The organism is Lactiplantibacillus pingfangensis (assembly GCF_005404945.1).
Lineage (GTDB): Bacteria > Bacillota > Bacilli > Lactobacillales > Lactobacillaceae > Lactiplantibacillus > Lactiplantibacillus pingfangensis.
Window position 1 is genome coordinate 20934 of the sequence record NZ_BJDG01000020.1, and the last position, 23236, is coordinate 44169.

19 protein-coding genes are annotated in these 23236 nt (G+C 43.1%); 7 read left to right on the forward strand and 12 right to left on the reverse strand.

Annotated features, from left to right (window positions below):
* Positions 1–586: 586 nt before the first annotated feature.
* The gene (locus FFM74_RS09715) at positions 587–1987 is read right to left on the reverse strand and encodes a hypothetical protein (RefSeq protein ID WP_137626438.1); all 1401 of its coding nucleotides are present in this window, start codon (positions 1985–1987) and stop codon (positions 587–589) included.
* Between the two features lie 243 nt (positions 1988–2230).
* A complete protein-coding gene (gene purB / locus FFM74_RS09720; RefSeq protein ID WP_137626439.1) occupies positions 2231–3529 on the reverse strand; it encodes an adenylosuccinate lyase in 1299 nt (432 codons plus the stop codon).
* Between the two features lie 316 nt (positions 3530–3845).
* Between purB and FFM74_RS09725 the strand changes: the two genes are divergently transcribed.
* Together FFM74_RS09725 and FFM74_RS09730 are read left to right on the forward strand one after the other, a co-directional pair.
* On the forward strand, positions 3846–5135 hold the full coding sequence (locus tag FFM74_RS09725) for an adenylosuccinate synthase (RefSeq protein WP_137626440.1): 1290 nt from the start codon (positions 3846–3848) through the stop codon (positions 5133–5135).
* A gap of 19 nt (positions 5136–5154) precedes the next feature.
* On the forward strand, positions 5155–6126 hold the full coding sequence (locus tag FFM74_RS09730; RefSeq protein ID WP_137626441.1) for a GMP reductase: 972 nt from the start codon (positions 5155–5157) through the stop codon (positions 6124–6126).
* Positions 6127–6222: 96 nt separating this feature from the next.
* Here the strand turns inward: FFM74_RS09730 and FFM74_RS09735 are convergent, their stop codons facing one another.
* From FFM74_RS09735 to FFM74_RS09755, 5 genes are read right to left on the reverse strand one after another with little or no spacing between them, the layout of a single operon-like run.
* On the reverse strand, positions 6223–7575 hold the full coding sequence (locus tag FFM74_RS09735) for a family 4 glycosyl hydrolase (protein ID WP_137626442.1): 1353 nt from the start codon (positions 7573–7575) through the stop codon (positions 6223–6225).
* 26 nt (positions 7576–7601) lie between these two features.
* The gene (locus tag FFM74_RS09740; RefSeq protein ID WP_137626443.1) at positions 7602–8915 is read right to left on the reverse strand and encodes a PTS sugar transporter subunit IIC; all 1314 of its coding nucleotides are present in this window, start codon (positions 8913–8915) and stop codon (positions 7602–7604) included.
* Between the two features lie 19 nt (positions 8916–8934).
* Positions 8935–9285 (reverse strand): PTS sugar transporter subunit IIB, encoded by a 351-nt coding sequence (locus FFM74_RS09745; protein WP_137626444.1) that lies wholly within the window; start codon positions 9283–9285, stop codon positions 8935–8937.
* Positions 9269–9628, reverse strand: coding sequence for a PTS sugar transporter subunit IIA (locus tag FFM74_RS09750; RefSeq protein ID WP_137626445.1), 360 nt, complete (start codon positions 9626–9628; stop codon positions 9269–9271). The genes FFM74_RS09745 and FFM74_RS09750 overlap by 17 nt, the downstream gene beginning before the upstream one ends.
* Positions 9629–9661: 33 nt before the next feature.
* Positions 9662–11611, reverse strand: a complete 1950-nt coding sequence (locus FFM74_RS09755) for a BglG family transcription antiterminator (RefSeq protein ID WP_171000709.1) — start codon at positions 11609–11611, stop codon at positions 9662–9664.
* 352 nt (positions 11612–11963) lie between these two features.
* Here FFM74_RS09755 and FFM74_RS09760 point away from each other — a divergent pair, with 352 nt between their 5' ends.
* The gene (locus FFM74_RS09760; protein WP_137626447.1) at positions 11964–12746 is read left to right on the forward strand and encodes a tyrosine-protein phosphatase; all 783 of its coding nucleotides are present in this window, start codon (positions 11964–11966) and stop codon (positions 12744–12746) included.
* 39 nt (positions 12747–12785) lie between these two features.
* On the opposite strand, the gene cls is transcribed toward FFM74_RS09760, so the two are convergent.
* Complete coding sequence (gene cls, locus FFM74_RS09765) at positions 12786–14231, reverse strand: cardiolipin synthase (protein WP_171000710.1); 1446 nt, start codon at positions 14229–14231, stop codon at positions 12786–12788.
* A gap of 128 nt (positions 14232–14359) precedes the next feature.
* Between cls and FFM74_RS13675 the strand changes: the two genes are divergently transcribed.
* From FFM74_RS13675 to FFM74_RS09775, 3 genes are all read left to right on the forward strand, one after another.
* Complete coding sequence (locus FFM74_RS13675) at positions 14360–14512, forward strand: hypothetical protein (protein WP_171000711.1); 153 nt, start codon at positions 14360–14362, stop codon at positions 14510–14512.
* Between the two features lie 320 nt (positions 14513–14832).
* Positions 14833–16266 carry a branched-chain amino acid transporter BcaP gene (locus FFM74_RS09770; RefSeq protein ID WP_137626449.1) on the forward strand — a complete coding sequence of 478 codons (1434 nt, stop codon included), beginning with the start codon at positions 14833–14835 and terminating at the stop codon, positions 16264–16266.
* Between the two features lie 249 nt (positions 16267–16515).
* The gene (locus FFM74_RS09775) at positions 16516–18549 is read left to right on the forward strand and encodes a KUP/HAK/KT family potassium transporter (protein ID WP_137626450.1); all 2034 of its coding nucleotides are present in this window, start codon (positions 16516–16518) and stop codon (positions 18547–18549) included.
* A 54-nt stretch (positions 18550–18603) separates the two neighbouring features.
* Here FFM74_RS09775 and FFM74_RS09780 read toward each other — a convergent pair whose 3' ends face one another.
* On the reverse strand, positions 18604–19668 hold the full coding sequence (locus FFM74_RS09780) for an AI-2E family transporter (RefSeq protein WP_137626451.1): 1065 nt from the start codon (positions 19666–19668) through the stop codon (positions 18604–18606).
* A 455-nt stretch (positions 19669–20123) separates the two neighbouring features.
* On the opposite strand from FFM74_RS09780, the gene FFM74_RS09785 reads away from it, so the two are divergent.
* The gene (locus FFM74_RS09785) at positions 20124–21251 is read left to right on the forward strand and encodes a vitamin B12 independent methionine synthase (RefSeq protein WP_137626452.1); all 1128 of its coding nucleotides are present in this window, start codon (positions 20124–20126) and stop codon (positions 21249–21251) included.
* Between the two features lie 103 nt (positions 21252–21354).
* Here the strand turns inward: FFM74_RS09785 and FFM74_RS09790 are convergent, their stop codons facing one another.
* Genes FFM74_RS09790 through FFM74_RS09800 form a run of 3 tightly spaced genes read right to left on the reverse strand, consistent with a single transcriptional unit; the run spans position 21355 to position 23236 of the window.
* Positions 21355–21885 carry a hypothetical protein gene (locus FFM74_RS09790; protein WP_137626453.1) on the reverse strand — a complete coding sequence of 177 codons (531 nt, stop codon included), beginning with the start codon at positions 21883–21885 and terminating at the stop codon, positions 21355–21357.
* Positions 21872–22507, reverse strand: coding sequence for an ATP-binding cassette domain-containing protein (locus tag FFM74_RS09795; RefSeq protein WP_137626454.1), 636 nt, complete (start codon positions 22505–22507; stop codon positions 21872–21874). Before FFM74_RS09795 ends, FFM74_RS09790 begins: the two co-directional genes overlap by 14 nt.
* Before the next feature lie 9 nt (positions 22508–22516).
* Positions 22517–23236, reverse strand: a complete 720-nt coding sequence (locus tag FFM74_RS09800; RefSeq protein WP_137626455.1) for a hypothetical protein — start codon at positions 23234–23236, stop codon at positions 22517–22519.

Below are 23236 nucleotides of genomic sequence, written 5' to 3' on the forward strand. Positions count from 1 at the left end.
TGCAGTCGCAAAAATACGTTAGTACTAACACATCATTAACGGATGTTCCTAAATTAGAATCTCAATGGGCACCCCAAAGAATTCTTGTGCTATGGTGAGCCAGACATAGCGTAATAATTCCGACTTCGCTAAACCTAATTAGCTGGAGGCTGCTACTGATAGCATCGGTCGTGATGGTGGCGTTAATCGGCCGTTTTTGCCGATTTTACACCACGGACAGTCCGGGACACTTACGATTTTTGCAAGGGTTCTGGGCGAGGTTCAAGACGTTTCTGGCTTGGACCGGTCCCACGACCGCATGCTATCAGTAGCAACCGGAAGCGGCAGCTGTTAACAAATCTGTATGGGCTGATTATTGACACAGTGGGCTTTACTTTTTTCACTCTAGTAAAAAGATAACCGTTTTGTCAAAATACGCTGACGGTCATCCAAACAATCAGTTGAATTAGAATCGCTTATCTTTCTAAAACCCAGACCAAACAGCGCCGACACAAAATTCTGCCGGCGCTGTTTGGTCTACTATTTAATTGTCTGGATAATCGAACTATAGGATGTCCCTTAGAAGCAACCGAAAGCGACAAGTGCCCTATTCGGCAATCAACTTACCGCCACCGGTTAACTTATAAGTTTTACTATTCAACCACTTATTGGCGCTGTTACTCTTGGCGTAGTAAACATTATGCCCATTTGAGTGGATATTCTTGAGACCCTTTTTAGTGCTGACTAAAGCCGTCACATGGGACGCTTTCGTCACGATCCACTTGTTATTGCCCTTTAAGGTCACTGTCGTTTTGCCGGTCGTATCAGCACTATTGATCGCACCAGTCAGCTTGCTGCCTTGCGTCAGATTCAGCGCTAACGTGCTCCCGTTGGCAACTTCAACGTTACCCTTTAAAGCTTGCTTTTTAGTCGTAAAGGTGAGGTTCCCGCCATTGCTGCCACTAGTTCCCCAACGATCACTCGCGAGCCGAATCAGTGTGCCTGAAACGTTTGATAGTTTGACATTAGTCAAATTGATCTTGGCAGTCGTATTCGTCACATAGAACATGGCACCAGTATGGTTAGTCGTCCCTTTAGACCCACTTTTGACCTTGGAAGTTAAACTCCCGTTAGTCATGGTGAAAACGGACGTGCCGACTTCTGAATCACCGGACATGCTTTGATACAGCATGACACCATTATTTCTTTCACCAGTCAGCTTGGAATTTTTAACCGTAATCGTATTTGAGCCTTCAATATCAGCGGCTTCAGCGCCGGTGGCCGTCCCAGTAACTTGATTGGCCGTAATATTCCCGGTCGAATAGATCACTGGCGACCCATCGCCGGCCGTTTTCAGCTGCCCTTTAGTTAAGCTAACCGTACCACCGCCGCGGTCAGTCGCCAATGCTGCCGAGTGACTGCCCTTAGTGGTGATATTAGTATTTGTCGCCGTAATTTCCCCTTTATAAGTCGCGTCCAAACCACGCGACGAAGACTTGCTCGTCTTGATCGTTGAATTTTTCACGGTCACTTTAGCATTCGTCCCGGTCGCAAATATCCCGTTTGACCCGGTTGAATTGGTCGTTTCTGTCAGTTTATTAGCTGTGACACTACTGCCTTTGGTTGCCAGCAAGCCAGCATTTTGGCCAAAGAAATTACTGTTATCAGCACTACTAGTATTACCCGTTTTGGTTAAATGACTATTTTTTAAAGTTAACTTACCACCATTCTTCACATAAATGGCGGATTGATTGGCAGTCGTTGCCTTAATGGTCTGACCGCTCAACGACTTAGTGCTCGTGACCGTCGTTTTACCGGCTAATTTGGCACTGCTGCTACTTGTTGATCCCGGGGCTTGCGTGCCGCCTGGTGCGGTACCCCCTGGCTTGGATTGGACCGCCGCCTGAACCTGAGTCGTTGGTTGTAAGACTTGTGGCACGATGACCAGACCACCAACTAAGGCAGTACTAGTTAAAGCAATGGTGAGCTGACGCTTTGTTTTATTCATAAGATCCTCCCTGAGTCGCGATACTTTTGGTTCGTCTAAAAACGTTATACACGTCTAACTCAGTGAATGGTAGGCTTTTAAAAAAACAGCATAAACCTTTCATACTTTAGTCGTTTCTCGGTCAATCAATCGTCATTTTGTTAACGGTCCCGGTAACCGTTGAAAAATGATGTCAGTAACTGCCCGTATCTTGGCACGAAAAAAGCACCACTCAGCTCACAGCCAAGCAGTGCTCCAGTTGAATTAGTCATCCAACCCTAAACGCTTAAAGATATCATCAACATGTCGTAAATGATAATGGTAATCAAACGCATCATCAATTGCCGCCTGATCCAAATGTTGCCGAATTTCGGCATTACCTTCAATCAGTGGTTTGAATTGTAATTGCTCGTCCCATGATTTGGCCGTTAACGGTTGCACCAAATCATAAGCATTTTCACGTGACATCCCGGTATCAATTAGCTTTAACAAGACGCGTTGACTATAAATCAGGCCATAAGTATCGCCCATATTCTCCTTCATTCGTTCTGGGAAAACGGTCAACGTCCCAATAATCTTATTAATCCGAGTCAAAATGTAGTCCGTTAAAATTGTCGTATCTGGTAAAATAATCCGTTCAGCCGAAGAATGTGAAATATCACGTTCATGCCATAATGGCACGTCTTCGTATGCCGTCATCATATGACCACGAATCACACGAGCCAGTCCAGTCACATTTTCAGACCCAATTGGATTCCGTTTATGTGGCATGGCTGAAGAGCCTTTTTGACCCTTATTGAAGAATTCTTCCACTTCATGCGTTTCAGACTTTTGTAAGCCACGAATTTCAGTGGCAAAAACTTCAATGCTCGTCGCAATCAAGGCTAAGGTCGCAATGTATTCAGCATGCAAATCACGGGGTAAGACTTGGGTAGAAATTTCTTGAGCCCGGATGCCTAACTTGTCACAAACAAATTGTTCAACAAATGGTGGAATGTTGGCGAAAGTCCCAACGGCCCCACTAATCTTGCCCGCTTCAACGCCGGCCGCAGCATGTTCAAAACGTTCGATATCCCGATTAATCTCAGAATACCAACGCGCCAACTTCAACCCAAAGGTCGTTGGTTCGGCATGCACGCCATGGGTCCGACCCATTTCAACGGTATATTTATATTTTTTAGCTTGTTGCGCTAACGTTGCTCGTAAATCTTGTAAATCTTGGCGAATAATCGCATTGGCTTGCTTCAAACGGTAGCCTTGCGCAGTATCGACCACATCAGTACTGGTTAACCCATAATGGACCCATTTACGTTCGTCACCGAGTGATTCGGAAACATCGCGGGTAAAAGCGACCACATCATGATGGGTTACGGCTTCGATCTCCGCAATCCGGTCAACATCAAACTTAGCATTTTCACGAATCTTAGCGACATCACTTGCTGGAATCTTGCCTAATTCAGCCCAAGCCTCATCGGCAGCAATTTCAACTTCCAACCAAGCTTGATACTGGTTTTCCAGGGACCACACTTTGGCCATCTCCGGCCGCGTATAACGATCAATCATTGCTAATCCTCATTTCTATTTACTGATTTACTAACAAAACACGAACATTATTATATCATATCCGACTTTCAAATCATAGGAACGAACAATGAAAAAGTTCACTCATTTTTCACCGATTTTCATTTTAATGCCTCGATATAAGTATGTTAATTGAGTAATCATGAACTATTATGCAACCGCAAATCAAGAACATTCGGTTTTAAACTTGCGTTCACTCGCTAAAATTGCTATACTCATTCCTGTTGGAGTGGTGAACGTTTTGCTACTCAGTGCTATTAATCATTCATAATTAAAATAATTTAATGAGGTGGAAAACATGGCATCAGTCGTAGTAGTAGGTAGCCAATGGGGCGATGAAGGTAAAGGAAAGATCACGGACTTTTTAAGTCAGGAAGCAGATGTGGTATCACGTTACCAAGGCGGCGATAATGCTGGCCACACCATCGTATTTAATGGTAAAACTTTCAAATTGCGGTTGGTGCCATCTGGCATTTTCTTCCACGACAAGCTTAGCATCATCGGTAATGGGGTTGTCTTGAATCCGAAGTCTTTAGTAGAAGAATTACAATATCTTCGTGATAACGGCGTTCAACCAGATAACTTACGAATCTCCAATCGGGCGCACGTGATTCTGCCTTACCATATCGTCTTAGATGGCGCGCAAGAAAAATCTAAGGCCGGCGGCAAAATCGGGACAACCAATAAAGGTATCGGCCCCGCTTACATGGACAAAGCCGAACGAATCGGGATTCGGGTTGCTGATTTGCTCGATAAAGACACTTTTGCCGAACTATTAAAACGCAACTTAGCTGAGAAAAACCAAATCATCACAAAGTTATATGATTTGGAACCACTCAAATTTGATGACATTTTCGAAGACTACTATAACTATGGCCAACAACTGAAACCATTTGTCACCGATACTTCGGTAGTCATTAACGATGCTTTAGATGATGGCAAACGTGTGCTATTTGAAGGCGCCCAAGGGGTCATGCTTGATATTGACCAAGGGACTTACCCTTACGTTACCTCTTCAAACCCTGTTGCTGGGGGCGTTACTATTGGGAGTGGCGTGGGTCCTTCTAAGATTGATAACTGTGTCGGCGTCTTAAAAGCTTATACGTCACGCGTTGGTGATGGCCCATTCCCAACAGAACTCTTTGATGAAGTCGGTAACTTCATTCGTGAAACGGCTCATGAATATGGAACTGTCACCAAGCGTCCGCGTCGTATCGGTTGGTTTGACAGTGTTGTCTTACGCCATGCCAAGCGCGTTTCCGGCTTAACTCATTTAAGTTTAAACTGTTTAGACGTTTTGACTGGCTTAAAGACGATCAAGATTTGTACGGCTTATGATTTGAATGGCGAAACCATTTATCATTATCCAGCCAGCTTGAAGGAACTCGAAGCTTGCAAACCAATCTATGACGAATTACCCGGTTGGGACGAAGATATTACCGGTGTGAAGACTTGGGACGAACTCCCGGTCAACGCCCAGAACTATTTGAAACGAATTGAAGACTTAGTCGGCGTTAAACTCGCGACCTTCTCCGTCGGTCCTGATCGTGACCAAACTAACGTCATCAACCATAACATCTGGGCCTAAGTTAAAGGAGTGCTGACTCATGGAGATTTTTGATTACGAAGATATTCAATTAATTCCGAACAAATGTGTCATCAATAGTCGCTCGGAAGCCGATACGACGGTTGAACTCGGTGGCCGACGTTTCAAAATTCCAGTAGTTCCCGCAAATATGGCAACCGTCATCAATGACACGTTAGCGCAATGGCTTGCCAGTCATGATTACTTCTATATCATGCACCGCTTTGCGCCCGAAACCCGCCGAGCGTTCATTGAAACAATGCACGCCGATCAGCTCTTTGCCTCAATCTCCGTTGGTATAAAGCCAAGCGAACATGATTTCATCGACGAACTCGCGGCGGCTAAGATCGTACCCGAATATATCACCATTGATATTGCGCATGGTCACGCTGACAGTGTCATTGAAATGATCAAGCATATCAAACAGGTCTTACCTGCTAGTTTCGTTATTGCCGGAAACGTTGCAACACCAGCGGCCGTTCGCGATTTGGAAAATGCTGGTGCGGACGCGACTAAAGTTGGGGTCGGTCCGGGTAAGGCTTGCATTACCAAAGTCAAAACTGGTTTTGGGACCGGCGGTTGGCAGCTTGCGGCCGTGCGCTGGTGTGCCAAAGCCGCTCGTAAACCAATTATTGCCGACGGTGGCGTTCGAACTAACGGTGACATTGCCAAGTCAATTCGATTTGGCGCAACCATGGTGATGATTGGCTCAATGCTCGCCGGCCATCAAGAATCTCCCGGCAACATTCTTAAAATTGACGGTAAAACTTATAAACAATATTACGGTTCGGCCAGTGAAACTCAAAAAGGCGAACATAAAAATGTGGAAGGCAAACAAATGCTCGTCCCATATCGTGGACATTTAGCCGATACGTTGAATGAAATGCAAGAAGATCTCCAGTCATCGATTTCTTATGCTGGTGGTCGCGACCTCAAGGCCATTACTAAATGTGACTATGTTGTTGTAAAAAATTCTATTTATAACGGTGATTAACCTAAATGACCCGAGTTGAAACTGACTCGAGTCGTTTTATTTTGTCACGCAAAAATGACCTCAACATTTGACTAGTGAGGTCATTTAAATGGGGCTTTAAACTTCTACAGCAAAATCTGGTAAACCAGTCATTTTAGGCCACAGACTTTTATTGGCTTGATATAAATCTTGCAGTGTCTCTTGGGCAACGCGATAACTTGGAACCGTCTTATTCATCACCGCAGCTTCCAATGCTTTTTGCCACGAACCAGTCAGTGCCGCTTCTACGGTCAACTTTTCGTAAGCCTTTTGTTGTGCCATTAAGCCCTTTTGGAAAGTTGGAATCTGGCCAACATTAATTGATTCCGCGCCGGCACTCCCAATATAGACAGGCAATTCAACGACCGCCTCTGAGTCAAAATTGCTAATTGCGCCATTATTCTTCAAATTGACGGTAAAGCGTTCACGCGTATCATGAATAATTGCGTTGGCAATATCCACAATATAATTGCCATGATCCCCGGCGTGCAAGCTAGAGTCTTTCGCACTGCCATTTTCGATGACCCGTTTACATTCATCATAAATCCGTTTTTCTCGGCCAGCCATGACGTAATCACCGCGAGTATAGTCAATATCAACATCTTCAAACATTTCATCGGGTGTTAGATAATACTGTAAATAACAATTTGGCAAGTATTCAGGGAAAAGCTTAAATAACCGAATCATCCGCTTATACGTATCGCTCCAATATTGATCACCAATCGTTTCCTCATTAGTTTGTAACAAGGTTGTTGTGCGACCGCTCTGAACATCCTGACGTAGCTGCGGTAACAAATCCACCCCATGCTCATCGATAATATTAGTCCACCAACCAAAATGGTTCATGCCAAAATATTTAAAGGTCAAATCCCGTAATGGTTTATGGAAGTACCCCGCAATTGCTTCTTCAATCGAGATTGGCATATCACAAATACATAGGGCTTTTAGATCTGGAAATTGCTGAGAAATAGCTTCTGACAAAACTGCCTCTGGATTCGTATAGTTTAAGATCCAAGCATCGGGGCAAAGTTGTCGTACTTTTTCAAGAATCGACATAATTGCTGGAATCACACGCATTGCAAATGAGAAACCACCTAGTCCACATGTTTCTTGCCCAACGATACCGTGTCGCATACAAATTTTTTCATCAATCGCCCGTTGCTTATTTAGCCCAGGACGAATTTGCATAAACAGGAAGTCGGCACCTGTTAGTGCTGCATCAATATCTGTCGTATAGCTGACTCGAACTGGTGAGCCAGATTCCTCGTAATACATTTTCGTGTATTTCCCCAACATGTTGACACGAATCGGATCATTGTCATATAAGACTAGTTCGGTCATATCTAGATCTTGATACCGGCGTCGTAAAACTTCCAATATACTTGGTGATTGTGTTGAACCGCCACCGACTAATACAAATTTATTTCCCATTTTAATTTGCCTCCATTTTAGTTACTTTAAAAATCAACTTCCAGTGCATCCTGTTCTTTTTGACGTTGCACTTCTTCAGCAGAGACTTCTTTTGCTTCCTGCTCCTTAACACTCTTTTCAAACATCTTAAAGAATGGATAGTGCATTAGTACGGCCAAAATTGTCACCACAATGGCCAGGATAACCGCTCTTGGATCCATAGTGCTTAAATATGATCCAACATATGCCGGCACGCCGCCAACATGGGCAATCGGTGGCCGAACCCAGCCAAGATGGAAGACAAACCATTGAAGTGTTGCCAATATTGGTGTTCCAAAAACAAACGGAATGAATAAGTATGGATTATACGCAATTGGCAACCCAAAAATTGCTGGTTCAGAGATTCCAAATAATGACGGTACCAAGCAAGCTTTGCCAATTGCCTTTAGTTCCTTAGAAGTACTCATCAGCGCTAATATCACAATGGCTAAAGTCAGACCATCACCAGTATTAGCACAGAAGAAGTCCCAGAAAGTTGTCACGAAAATATGTGGAATTGGCTTACCAGCCTGATAAGCTGCCATATTTTCAGCTAAATTTGACGTCATAACTGGCAGAACAAACCCGATCATAATCGCATACCCATTTAAGCCTAAGAACCAGAGCAAACTATTGAACAAGGCAATAATAAATACGACCCATGGGGTATCAATAGAATTGAAGAATGGTGCTAATGACGTCGTAAAGGCTTCTGGCAGTATCTTGCCCCCAGTAAATTGACCCACGATCGTTGTAATGACGATCATTAAAATCATGCTAATCAAAATTGGAATCACGGCTGCAAAAGTATCAGCTATCATACTTGGTAAGCCTTTGAAATGTAGCGTCACATTATGTCTCAAACAATAAGCATAAATTTCAACCGCAACTAATGATGCAAAGATTGCTAAGAATAATCCTCGTGAATCTAAAAATTCTGTAATAAATTTACCGTTAGCACCAATTTTAGTATCTAAAACTAACGTTGAAAGTAACCCGGCAGCCATACCATGAAAAACAGGCACTTCTAACCGTTGTGAATGCCGATAACTAATTGCCAATGCACAAAAAACCGACAGTAACCCGAATGTATAATTGAATGGAATATTAAATAATGCTTCATTTTGTGTAAAGAACTTCTGAACGCCAGTAATTGGAATAAGTTTACCAATTGAGACGAAAATTGTTGAAAATGAACCGACTAATAAAACTGTAATCAGGGAAATCATCCCATTTTTGATTGAAGCAATATGTCGCTGCTGTTCAAATTTCTTCGCTAACGGCTCAACATATTTTTCAAGAAACACCATTAGATTTTTCATTTAAAGCATCCTCCGTGCCTCACTGATTCTTAATTGCAACCAGCATTGCGTCCTTTAGTATCGATGCAGCGTTCCCCGTACCGTAATCTTTCGCGTCAATCACCGCAATTGGCTTTTCAAATTCGGCAGCAACTTTTTTTAATTCAGAAAGTTGATATTTAATTTGCGGGCCAACGAGTACAACATCAAAATCATTAATAAATTCTTGAATTTCACCTGAAGGATGAGCCTCAATTTTGACTTCCATATCACTCAAAGTTTTACTTTGATCACGAATATCTGCCATTTTTTGAACAATTAATCCCGTCGAAATTCCCATATTGCAGACCAGCAGTAAATTTAAATGCGTCGCATTATAACCTTTGATCATTTTGCTTCAGCTCCTTTATTTGCGCGGTTAAGTCTAAAATTTGTTGATTATATTTATCTTCAATCTCAAATAACTCTTTAGTGATGGCTTCAAGCAATGCCGCATTCATGAGAATATCCTGTGCATGGACAATTAAAGTTGAGCCCCGATATTTTTGATCTTGCGCCTCTAACGTCATAATCTGGGTTTGAATTTTGTGCGCTTCTAAAGATTTCTCGTGTGCTTCATCAATCCGATTTGCCGCAACATCTGGATTACCCTGTCGATATTCAGCCAAGCTTTCCAATAATAATGAAAAAGCCTCGCCACCACTTGAAATCATCTGTAAAGCTTCAGTTTCCATAATTTTTCCTCCTCGTCACTACCGCATTAAAACTTACCCTCGTAGCATTTTTAATAACACCATTGGCTCTTTTAAATTCAACAATTGTTCAATGCATTCAGGATGTTTGATGATCAAATATAGATCATCTAAGACACCCTTAATTGCTGACATATCTTTTTTGGAAAAACAGAAGAGAAATATGGTCCGAACCTCGCGTCCGCCCCAATCAATCGGTTTAACCAGCGTCATAATTGATAAGCTTGATTCAATAACCTCACTCGCCTCTGCATGCGGAATAGCGACCATATTATCAACTGCCGTAGAACCCATTAGCTCACGCTGCAAGATTGATTGCTCACAATTTTCAGTAATCATTTGCTTTGTTAATAATGGCGTAACGATTTGATGAATCACTTCCGTTTGGGTCGTACATGTTGTATTCAAAAAAATTTGACTCTGTTGAACTAAAGCGGAAATATGCGGACTCCGTCCTAGTCTTAACTGACTCTGTTTGGCTTCTCCAATCTCAAGAAAGGCCATTGCAATCATCTTTAAATCCTCGTTGGTCACCAAGGCTGAGATTTTAAGCACACGATTATGGGTCGCTGGTAACGCAATTGCACTGATAATCATATTGACACGAATCCGACCAGTTAGATTGAGAAACTGCTCTTCATTAATCCGCTCCAAAATAATATTCCGAGGGATGATTTTCCTAATCTTTGCGTACGAAATGTCACTAATTGTTGACCGCTCTGGACTGACATAGAGCACTTTAGTTAATTGGTCCAGTCGTTCAATAGCTGCTTGAAAATGTGTCATTAGAAATGAGATTTCACTTTCGTTAATTAACAATTGATTATCCGTAAAAAATGCTGTAAACACATACCAGGTCGCATTGTATAAAATTGAATACTGCTCTTTAATTTGCTTTAGAAACGGATTTTTAATACTAATGCCTAAATTTAATCGTGTTAGCATCGGTGGGAAATGTGATAATAGGCCGTTGTAGAGTTGATTATCATCCGTCAGATCCACATGCATAATTTTACTCATTTGCGTAATCGACTCTGAGACAAATCGTTTATACTGTTCCTGAACCATTCCATTGTCAATTGCTGCTGAAACACCATGTGCAATCAATTGGCTATTCAAATAATCTAAATCGTTAGTGCTAAAAGTAAGGTTTAGGTCACGTTCAATCGGTTCAACCAAACTAGAGGCTAAACTGTAAACCTGTAAGTCATCCAGCTTATTCATTAACACATCTTCGTGGGCTTCAACATGGATCTTTTGTGCAATCATGGCTGATTGCACTAATAATCCTAGATAAAGATTCAATCGATATTCACGCTTTAACGGATCACGTAATAATTGATCAAAAGCTTTGAAATGCTGATAAACACTATTAACAACTGGTACTTCAAAGAAATACGGCAAAATTTCAATATTCAGTGTTTTCAAGCGCTGATCGGCAGAAAGTAAACACTGCTGAGCCACGTAGTTCACCACATACTCTTCAATCTGACTTTCAGCACCGACAACTTTTGTCCCTTGATTGCTATAAGTAAAGCAAATCTTAAACGGCTTCATCGTTTCTGAAAATTGCTTAAATAACGTCGTTATCGAGGTCTTGCTCACAAAATAAGTCTCACTAAGTGTTGCATACGAAACCGTTCGTCTCAGAATAAATAACTGTTGAAAAATCTGATACTCACGCGATAAGTCCTGAATCCCATCTTGTTTGGCCAATACTTCGCTAGATATAGCGCTTACATTTTGGCCATGCGGATTTTTTAAATAAGTCCCCTTTCCCCTACCTTTCACAATTTCGACATTCTTTAACTTCAACAACACATTCAAGTCATCAATATCACTACTGATTGTCTTCGTTGAAACCGACCCATGATCGGCTAGCGTTTCCAATGTAACTGGTGTTGTTTGAACACTTAAAAACGTTAATAGCTTAAGTTGACGGGTCACTTTAGAAACTTTCCTCAAAAATGCCACCCCCATATTCTGATAATTGCGCAATCACCATTTGGCTACACTCTTATACTAACCGAGGATACCCATATTGAGAATGACTAACTCATTCCATTAGATACAGAAGTTTCTTGAACACCTGTGTATCCAAGACACTAAATTAATTAGAAAGCGACTAAATATACTACCGTGCCGTGCCTATGCGTTCACTATTAATGAGCAATAAGTAGAAGTTTCCTGAACACCGTTTTAAAAACATACCTTCAAACTTAATTAATGCTCTTTCAATCTTAAACAGTACCTAAAATCCGACTAATCTACATGAAAGCGGTTATAATTAAGAAAATGATTAATCGAGGTAATTTAAATGGAACATAATCGTGTCTTACGTCTGGAACACGGCATTAACTTCCGTGAACTCGGCGGCTACGAAACTACCGGCGGTCAAACCATTAAATGGCAAAAATTGCTCCGCTGTGGTGGTATGTCGCTGCTTAGCCGACAAGACCTCGCCTATCTCAGAGACTATGGCTTACGTTATGATATCGACCTCCGGCAAGCAAGCGAAGCTAAACTATCGCCCGATCATTATCCAAAACAAACCCAATACATGAATACATCCGTCTACCCATTCACCGACAATCGCCGCTTTGACCGTCGCCTCAAACGGTTGATTAAACGAATTATGGTCGATGATAGTTTCGATGCGCAGACCTATGCGCAAATGATTACCGACAGTCATCCAGTCAAAGTTTGGCAAAACCTGTTTGCGACCTTACTTGCGAATGACCAGCCTGATGAGTCGGTACTATTTCATTGTGCCGCTGGCAAGGATCGAACCGGCGTAGCCGCAACCTTAATCATGACCGCCCTGGATATTCCCCGTGAAACCATCATCAAAGACTACTTGTTGACGAATGCCGTCTTCATGGCCGCAGATCAACTCGATAACAACAGTATTATCACCGAAGCGAATAACGGCGATCTGGCAAGCCACTTTAATTCCGCCCTAGATGTCGAAGCCGACAATTTAAAAATGGTCTTTCGTGTTTTTGACGACCTGTATGGTGGCGGCATTGGTTATCTACGCGAAGTCATCGGCCTAAGCGTGGCTGACATTAATCTGCTCAAACAACTCTATTTAGACTAAAAAATCGAGCCTGGGATAACCCCCCGGCTCGATTTTTGACTATAGAATTGGTGATAATAACCGTGAAAAAGTCTGCTTGAACTTCAACCAGTTAGATTGATCTTTGAAATCTTGTACCGTGATCAAACTACTCAAAGCTTGATCCTCTAAAAAGGCCGCTTCAAGTTCTTCAGCCAACACGGTATCATACAAGAAAGCATTCACTTCGAAGTTCAATTTAAAGCTTCGGAAATCCATATTCGCGGAACCAACGGACGCAACTTGGCCATCAATCACCATCGTTTTAGCATGAATAAAGCCATTATTATAATAATAAATTTTAACGCCGGCTTCAGCCAATTCACGCGCATAATATTGCGTTGCGCGATAGACGAAGGCATGATCAGGTTTATCTGGCACCATAATCCGAACATCCACACCAGACATTGCTGCGATGCGAATCGCATCTAAAACTGAATCATCGGGAATGAGGTACGGTGATTGAATCCACAAATGATCTTGTGCCGTCATAATCATTTTAATATAACCCATCTTGATCTGTTGGCCATCATTATCGGGGCCACTGGAAACAATTTGTAATGACGTATGCCCCTTCACTTTGATAACTGGGAACATTTCGGTATTCGGAATAATCCGATGTTCGGTATCAGTGGCGTTCCAGTCGCGAATAAACCGTTCTTGTAATTCAAAGACCCCAGAACCAACGATCCGCAAATGGGTATCACGCCAATAACCGAATTTTTTATCGCGGCCTAAATACTGATCACCGACATTAAAGCCCCCAACGTAACCGACACGACCATCCGTCACCACAATTTTTCTATGGTCTCGGAAATTCAACCGGAAGTCTAAAACCGCTGAACGCGCGCCTAAGAACGGCCGTGCATGGCCACCCAGCTCTTCTAAATGTTTGAAAAAGCTCCGAAAGGTTCCCATTGACCCCCATGGATCATAGAGCACCCGGACATCGACCCCCTGAGCCGCTTTACGTTCCAATAAATGTAATAAGTCATTACCGATCTTATCGTTATAAAACGTATAATACTCGATATGAATATGATGTTTGGCCGCTTCAATATCTTGAAACATGTCGTGAAACTTCTTATGACCATCCGTGTAAATTTTAACGCGGTTTTTACGACTAAGTAAGGCCCCGTCCGAATTCAAGAATAGACTGACCATCCCACGCACCGAGCTGGTAACCGCATCGGCTGGCATTAAGTCAGAACCTAATTCATCGCGTTGACGCTGAATCATTTGCTCCAAGCGAATTTGGGTTTCTTTTTTCAAACGGAACAAACGATTCTTCGGTAATTTACGGCCAATAAACGCATACGCAATAAAACCGACAACCGGAATCATGATCAAAACTAACAACCACGCCCAAGTTGCCGCAATATCACGCCGATCACGAAAGACCGTAATAACCGCCGCCACCGCGTTTAACACGATAATGACGTTAATGATTGGCAAAATATATTGCAATTGAGGCACCCACCTATTTTAATGATAATTTTATTTTACCGCAGATAGCGATTTGTTAATAACCATTACGATTATAATTATTGCTTTTTTTCGATAAAAAAGACATAATCACGACAGGAGGAATCACCATGTTAGCAATGTTAGGAATTCATGGCCTCGGACCCATTCGCATGTTTCATTTAACCGAACGGGTTGCTGGGCCTAAGGGTGCCATTGGCATCTTACTGATTATTGTTTTATTGATTGTTGCCTATCGTTATTATCGTCGGCATCAATCTTAGCAGTGCTTAATTAGCATTGCTTTTTATTTTGCCCTCAGTTTCAAAATTTTAGCAGGTCACGCCAAAGTTAAGCTAACGAAAGGCCACACCTAATCATCCGCGTCAGAACCGGGCTAGCACTTACTTTTCTAAGCCTGAGACTTTAGTCAGAAATGGTTAGAAATTACTCACAAAATATTAGTTTAAGACTATTTAGACTTAAAAATAATGATATTAGCTGTTGTAACTAAAAATAGCGCTTAATTCAGCCAAATTAGCTACATCATTCTGGCCGAATCCGTTTAGAATAAGAGCCATTAAATCGAAATGGGGCGATTTTAATGGATTTAACACACACGCATTTGCTTCGAAAAAAAGATATTAATGACATGTTAGCCAACTATCACAGTCCTTTGAAAAAGGAACTGAAAACTTTTGATTTAACCATGCTCGGGATTGGGGCCATTATTGGGACCGGGATTTTCGTTTTAACCGGGACTGGTGCCCTGACGGCGGGGCCCGGGTTGATGATTTCATTTGTCCTCGCCGCAATTGCCTGTTTATTTGCCTCACTTTGCTACGCCGAATTCGCCGCCATGGTACCTGAAAGTGGGTCAGCCTACACTTATTCCTACACCACACTTGGGGAAATCGTGGCCTTCATCATTGGCTGGGATTTAATGTTGGAATATCTCTTCGCGGTTTCAACCGTCTCCGCAGGCTGGTCTGGTTATTTTCAATCCTTCCTATCCGGCTTCGGGCTAAAACTACCCACGATTTTGACAGCGGCTCCCGGTTCAACGCCAGGCGTGACCACCTTCTTTAATTTACCGGCCTTCACCATTATTTTATTAATCACTGTCTTGCTCTCATTTGGCGTCAAAGAAACGAAGCGCGTCAACAACATCATGGTCATTATCAAAATTGCTGTCGTTTTATTATTCATTTTTACAGCGATTCGCTTCGTCAAACCAGCTAACTGGACGCCGCTATTACCTTATGGCTTCAAAGGTGTCTTCGGCGCCGCTTCCAGTGTTTTCTTTGCCTTCATTGGCTTCGATGCAATTTCTTCTAGTGTTGAGGAAACGTTGGAACCCTCTAAGACGCTACCGCGCTCAATGTTGCTTTCACTCGGGATCTGTACAATTCTTTACGTCGCCGTTTCCGCTATTATGACCGGCGTTGTGCCTTTCCGGATGTTTGCCAAATACATCGACCATCCCATTTCCGCCGTGCTAGTCTTATCTGGTCAAAACTGGATGGCCGGCGTCGTTGATTTGGGCGCGATTCTTGGTATGACGACCGTTATGCTAGTCTGCTTATACGGGCAAACTCGAATCTCCTTCTCGATGTCGCGTGATGGCTTAATTTCACCATTGTTTAGCCGCATCAGTAAAAAGAGTGGCGCGCCAGTCGCCTCTACCGTCTTATTCGGGGTAATTGCCGCAGTCATTGGTGGCTTTATTCCACTAGCGGACCTAGCAGAATTGGTCAATATCGGCACCTTAACCGCCTTTCTACTCGTCTCGTTCTCAGTGCTGCGGCTTCGCAAGACGCAACCAGATTTACGGCGGCCATTCCGCACACCGTGGGTCCCATTTGTCCCAATTATGTCGATTATCAGTTGTATCTTCTTACTCATTAACTTAAAACCAGTTACTTGGTTACGTTTCGTCATCTGGTTAGCAATTGGCATGGTCGTTTACTTCACCTACTCTGTCAAACACTCGAAACTAGCTTCAACGCAACTCACCAAGGCGAAGGCTGAAAAATAAGTCCTCAACACCGGCATCTGGCTAAAAGCGAGTGACACATTTCGTCCGATAACTATTCGGAAACACCCAAGGAGCCCTGACGAGTTAAGTCACCGCTCTTTTTTTGCTGAGAAATTTCAGTCAATTAACACAAATTACCGACCAAAATCCATAATTTAATTTGTTTCAGTTGATAAATTTAGCCGCTTACAATGAAAACTAGTATAGTATGAGGCACCAATTAGATTGGGTCATGGGAGGGTTGTCACGATGGAAAAGCAACAGGTTCAATCACGAACATTATTTGGGATGCTGATTACGTTGGGGGTCGTCTACGGTGATATTGGGACCTCACCACTTTATGTTATGAACGCCATTATTAATGACGCTGGAACACTCAAACATGCCACACCCGATTATGTCATCGGTTGTATCTCGTTAATTTTTTGGACGCTGATGCTGATTACAACAATTAAATATGTGCTGATTGCCCTACACGCCGATAACCACCATGAAGGCGGCATTTTCGCGTTGTATGCGCTGGTTCGTCATCGTGCCAAATGGCTCATTATGGTCGCCTTGATTGGTGGCGCGGCACTTTTAGCAGACGGTACCCTAACCCCTGCTGTGACGGTGACGTCGGCGGTTGAAGGCTTGCGTGGCTTGCCTGCCATGACTAGTTTTAGTCATTATCCCTGGTTGGTCCCCTTAACTGTGACCGGCATTCTACTAGTATTGTTCATGATTCAAGGCTTTGGGACCGCCACAATTGGCAAATCGTTTGGCCCAATGATGTTCTTGTGGTTTGCCGGAATTGGTCTCACGGGAGCCGTTAATATTTTGCAAGCACCGGCCATTTTGAAGGCCTTTTCGCCAGTTTATGCGATTCAGGTGCTGTTCAGTCCAACGAATAAGATGGGAATCTTTATTCTGGGGAGTGTCTTTTTGGCCACTACCGGCGCTGAAGCACTGTATTCCGACATGGGCCATGTCGGCAAAGCCAATATTGACGCGACTTGGCCTTTCGTCTACTTAACCTTAATTCTTAACTATCTTGGTCAAGGCGCTTGGATCATGCGACATTACCAAGCAAGTGCTTATCGCAATGCCGTCAACCTGAACCCATTTTATGAAATGATTCCCGCAGAACTGCGTATGGCCGCCATCGTTCTGGCGACAATTGCCGCCATTATTGCGTCGCAAGCGCTTATTACCGGTTCTTATACGTTAGTGGATGAAGCGATTGGCTTAAAATTCTTGCCACGGATGATTATTAAGCATCCCAGCCAAGTTCGCAGCCAAATTTATATTGGCGCCATTAATTGGCTTCTCTGTGGCACAACCCTAGTCATTGTCTGGCTATTTCAAACTTCGGCCCATATGGAAGCGGCTTACGGGCTTGCCATTACGATTACCATGCTGATGACCACCATTTTACTCACGCAATGGGTACTGACTAAAGGTCATCGTGGTTTAGCCATCACCTTAGGACTTGGCTTTGGCTCGCTTGAAACGATCTTCTTGGCGGCTAGTCTAACTAAATTTGTCCATGGTGGCTATTTGACCTTAGGACTGACACTCCTAATTTTCTTAGTCATGGTGACTTGGTACTTCGGTAATCGGCGCCGACTACATTACAATCAAGATGCCGAATTGGTCAGTCTCTTAGACTATCGGCAACAATTAACCCAGCTCAGCCATGATGATCGCTTACCACTCTTTGCGACTAACTTAGTTTATTTAGCCAAAGTGGATGACCAGTATCGTTTAAAACGAACAATTTTATATTCGATATTAGACAAACGCCCAAAACGGGCCCGCGTTTACTGGTTCATCACCATTAATGAGACAAACCAGCCTTACGATTGTAACTATAGTGTCGACATGCTTGGGACCCGCAATATCGTGGAAGTCCAACTCAATCTGGGCTTCAAAAAGTCGCAACACGTGACCATCTACTTGCGTGAAATCGTGACTCATCTGATTGCCAATCAGATTATCGACCCACAACATCCGCATTTTGGCACTGAGAAAAATCGGCAAGTCGGCGACTTCAAGTTCGTGGTCCAGAACCAGCAGATTATGGACTTAGCTAGTTATCCGGCCATGCGCCAGCTGGATCGCCTCTTAATCGGCGGTCGGGTCTTGTTACAAAACATCACCCCATCACCGGCCATTTGGTACGGACTGGAATTTAGCGATGTTTTGGAAGAAACGACCCCCTTATTTACAACGCCAGCGACCGATGTGACCTTGACCAATCATGCCATCCGCCATCAAATGCAACCGCCACAGCACCATTAAAAAATACCCACGATGACTGCCAGAATCGGCTAATCCTCGTGGGTATTTGAATTTTCAACCTTTTGTTGATTGTGAGTTAGTTGAATCTGTTTTCTTCGAAGTCACGCGCTTACGCTCTGAATCCTGAACACCTAAAATATCCAAGAAGAACGCCACAATTGGAATCCCGACGATCAAGCCCCAAGCACCGAGCAAGCTTTCCATAATAATTAACGTAATAAAGGTGGCAAAAACCGGCAAGTCTGTTCGGTCTGCCATCAAACGTGGATGTAAGAAGTATGATTCAAAGGCATGAATTAAAATGACGAGTAAAATAATCCACGCAACGCGCACTAAGCCACCGGAAGCAAAGGCCAATAACGTTAACGGAATCATGGATAGCAGCACCCCGGCAACGGGGACTAAGCCTAAAATGAAGACGATGATCGACAACACCATGATACTTGGCATGCCAATAATCATAAATCCAATGGTCATTAGAATCGTGTTAATGGTACAAATAATTAATTGTGTTTCGATAATCTTCCCAAGAATTAACACGAACTTGCGGCTCAAATAGTAAACGTTATGGAAGAATTTGCTAAACTTAGAAGTCAAAAATTGACGACCAAAACTCATCATGCGACCACGCGTTAACGTAAAAATAAAGCTCAGGAAGATAGCTAAAATGACATGCGTAAAACCAGTGCCAATATGTCCAGCTTCTTTCAAGCCAGTCACTAGCAAGCTCTTCCCATTTTGGATCAACTCACTACTATGAATCGCTTGATCCACCCATTTATCGATATTTTTATTTAAAACGGGATGATTGGTAATCGCCTTGGCTAACATATCTGGGATCACTTTTAGCTGTGTCACGAGGGTTGGCGCCGCATAAGATAACGCCCCCACGAAGATACCGATAACTAACAGATACACGATAATCACGGCAATCCAATAAGGGAGATGCGTTTTTAAATTCAACCAGTGACTAACTTTTACGCCTAAAAAGGCAAAAATCGTTGTCAATAATACGACGGTTGCGAATCCCCGCATGAGATAAACCACGATTATTAAAAATGCCAGCGTGAGATACATATCCACATCATCACGTTTTAAGAAACGAATTATACGATCCATAACCGAGCCCCCAATTAATTGCTAGTTGTCATTATAGCATTGACGGCACTCAGACACCGGTTCCAGCCACCAACTTAAAAATAAATTTGACTTTCAAAAAGAGAACCGGTAACATGGGTTTAACATTAAAGAACGATTAAAAGATGAGTAGATAAGTGGCCTGTTCAGCGAGTATCGGGTCGGTGTGACGATACCAGAAAGCTTATTGAAGATGGTCTGAGTAAAAAGTTCGCTAAGGTGAGTCATTGACAAACCTTAACCGAGTTAACTGCCCGTTACCGCAGTGACGGATCGTGAAGTCATTCACCGTCCGGTAGAGGAAATCTTGGCAACAAGATTTTAAACTCAGGTGGTAACCCGACCAAGTGTCGTCCTGATTGATAGCAATTATCAATCAGGACGACACTTTTTTTCGTTTTTTAACTTAAAAACTAACTTAATGAGGTGCTCAACTTATGACAGAAACAACTTTAACCGCTCCCTTCCGCTACGATGTCGTTGGCAGTCTATTACGACCCGCCACTTTGAAAAAGGCACATGCCCAATTAGCCGCCGGTGAAATTACCGCTGCTGAGGAATTGGCAATTCAGCATCACGAAATCAAACGAATCGTCGATGAACAAATTAAGCTCGGCCTCCATGCCGTGACTGATGGCGAATTTTCGCGTAGTTGGTGGCACTTAGACTTTCTCTGGGGATTAACTGGCGTTGGCAAATATGATTATCATCAAAGTTATAAATTTAAAGGCGACCACACCCGGACGGACAATGCCAAATTAACCGGAAAAATTGCCTTCAACCCGGATCATCCGTTCTTCAAGGCCTTCAGTTATTTACAGTCAATCGTGCCAGACGGCGTATTCGCCAAACAGACGATTCCTTCACCAACCATGTTGTTCCGGGATAATCGGAGCGACAATTGGTCCCAATTCTACGATAGCTGGGATGCCTATTTGACCGACCTAGCTCGTGCTTACCACGAAACCATCCAACATTTTTACGACTTAGGTTGTCGTTATATTCAACTGGATGATACCACATGGGCATTCCTAATTAGCAAATTGAACGACACGACCGTCAACGCCGATGACCATGCCGCCTATCTGAAATTAACCACTGATGCCGTCACGGTCATTAACGCTGCTTTAGCCGACTTGCCAACGGATCTGACCGTCACGACCCATATTTGCCGCGGCAATTTCAAATCAACCTACCTCTTCTCGGGCAGTTACGATGTTGTCGCACCCTATCTTGGTCAGCTTAATTACGATGGTCTGTTCTTAGAATATGATAACCAGCGGGCCGGGAGCTTTGATGCCCTTGACCAAATCTGGAACGGTGACACTCATAAGCGCCTCGTTTTAGGTTTAGTGACTTCAAAGTTTCCTGAACTTGAAGCGACGGCCGATTTAACTGCGCGCATTCAAGACGCTGCCACTAAGGTTCCGTTAGAAAACTTAGCGCTCTCCACCCAATGCGGCTTCGCTTCAACTGAAGAAGGCAACCAACTCAGTGAGGCCGATCAATGGGCCAAGCTACAACTCGTGATTGAAACGGCCAAAAGTGTCTGGCCGGAAGCCTAGATAAAAAAACAGCAACCAAAAATACCAGTGACCGTCAGCCTAATCAGCCGGTAGTCACTGGTATTTTGTCCTATTTGTAGCTATGTCGTTTAGACTAAACCGTCTAGCCAAGTAGCATTGAATATTTTGTGAACCCAGTAAATCTATCATTATCTGGTATCAGGATACTCAGTCTCGCTGGTTCATTCCGTAATTTATAGTCATCAGCTCGCGTCGTAAAGTTGAAAACCGCCGTTTTTTTCTGCGGACTGTTGACTTCAAGCTTAGAGAAAACGTGCCCATCAGGATGCTGCATCGGGGTACTCATATTGCTAAATCCATACGGCACATTAAGCCACATTCCATGCGTAATATTGCGATTTCCTTTCATATTGCCATAGTGACTAGGCTTAAGTTGTTGTAAGTTCATTGTGACCGTAACATGTCGCACATTACCAACGGTCTTCGTCTTGACATTGGTGATGCTAAAATTGACCGACTCGTTTTTCACTAATTGATTTTTGGCAAAAAATTGCTCACGGATGGGCCGGTTACCGACCACATTAACCGTTTGATACTGTCTTATTGCCAATCCCGCAAACACAAACAGTAGCACAACCGCCAAGAGACCGCTATGTTTTTTAGTCCAGGTCATAGACTGCTCCATCTCTAACACCAATTCTGCGAGTGGTGATGGCTTCGATGAAATCGCGATCGTGTGACGTAATTAGAAAGGTTGAGCCATTTTCCCGAAGTCGTTCAATTGTGACAATCAGTTTGGCAATGCTTTCTTCATCTAAGGCATTTGTTGGTTCATCCAAAACAATCAAGTCGCAACCGCCGAGCATCGCTTGCGCAATTCCTAGCTTCTGCTTCATTCCTAAGGAAAACTTCTTGACCTTCGTCTTTTTATCAGTCGGCAAATCAAACTGCACTAGTAATTCCTTGATAGCCTCATCATCCACATCTCCCAATAAGTCGGCAATTAATTGTAAGTTTTTTAGCGCCGAAAATTCCGTGAGCAAACTCGGGCTCTCGATTAGCACCCCTGCTCGAACCGGATATCGCCCACTCACTAAGACGTTGGTTTGCGCGACGATAACCTTACCAGATACCTTCATTAGCCCTAATACTGCTCTTAAAATAAGGGTCTTTCCAGAGCCATTAATACCTTCCAGTGTCGTGATTGTCCCTTTTTCAACCGAGAAGGAAACCTCATTCAAAAGCGTTTTGCCGGAAATCGTCTTACTAACATTCTCAAGTTCAATTAAAACCATTTTTTCATCTCATTTCAGTTCATATTTGCCATAAACGTAGCCATAGCCAATCGCTAGCACCAAGCAGCCAACAATTGTCAGTGTGACTATCTCGTTGCCAATCAGTCTCATTCTGGGCCACAGCACTAAATTTAACGGATTCCACATTGCTACCGTAAAATCGGTATAAACGAGCGCTACTATCGGTACTAACAACAGTAAAACACGGTTGAGCCAACCACAAATCTGTTGAATTAATGACAGCAACATCAAAATGAGAAACAGCCTTAACCCCAAATCCTGATAACTGGTTAACCACCCGCTCTGGATGAAACCTTGGGCCTCGGTAGTCGTGAGGTCAACCATCAGCAAAGCAATCAAAATAGTTGCGAGATAACACAAATTTGTCGCTGTAATCAACACCAGGTTATTAAGCCCAAATTCGCGCTTTGAAAAGCCTAACCCTTTCGCTTTAGAAAATAATTCAGCTTGAATCGCCCCGAAACTATCGCCAATAATAAATGCTGGCAAAATCATTATCATCAACCAAAACGGTGGTAAATAGGCATAACCTTGCTTAGCGGCCTCAAAATCCGGTCCCGTCAGAATGGCAGCTAACAGACTTTTTCTTCGCGGTAATCGACCAAAATAACCGATAGCGATGATCAAATAAGTCCCCGTTAGTCCCCAAAACCTTTTTTTGATAATTTCATAGTAATAACAAGCTTGCGTATAAAATAAACGTCTCAT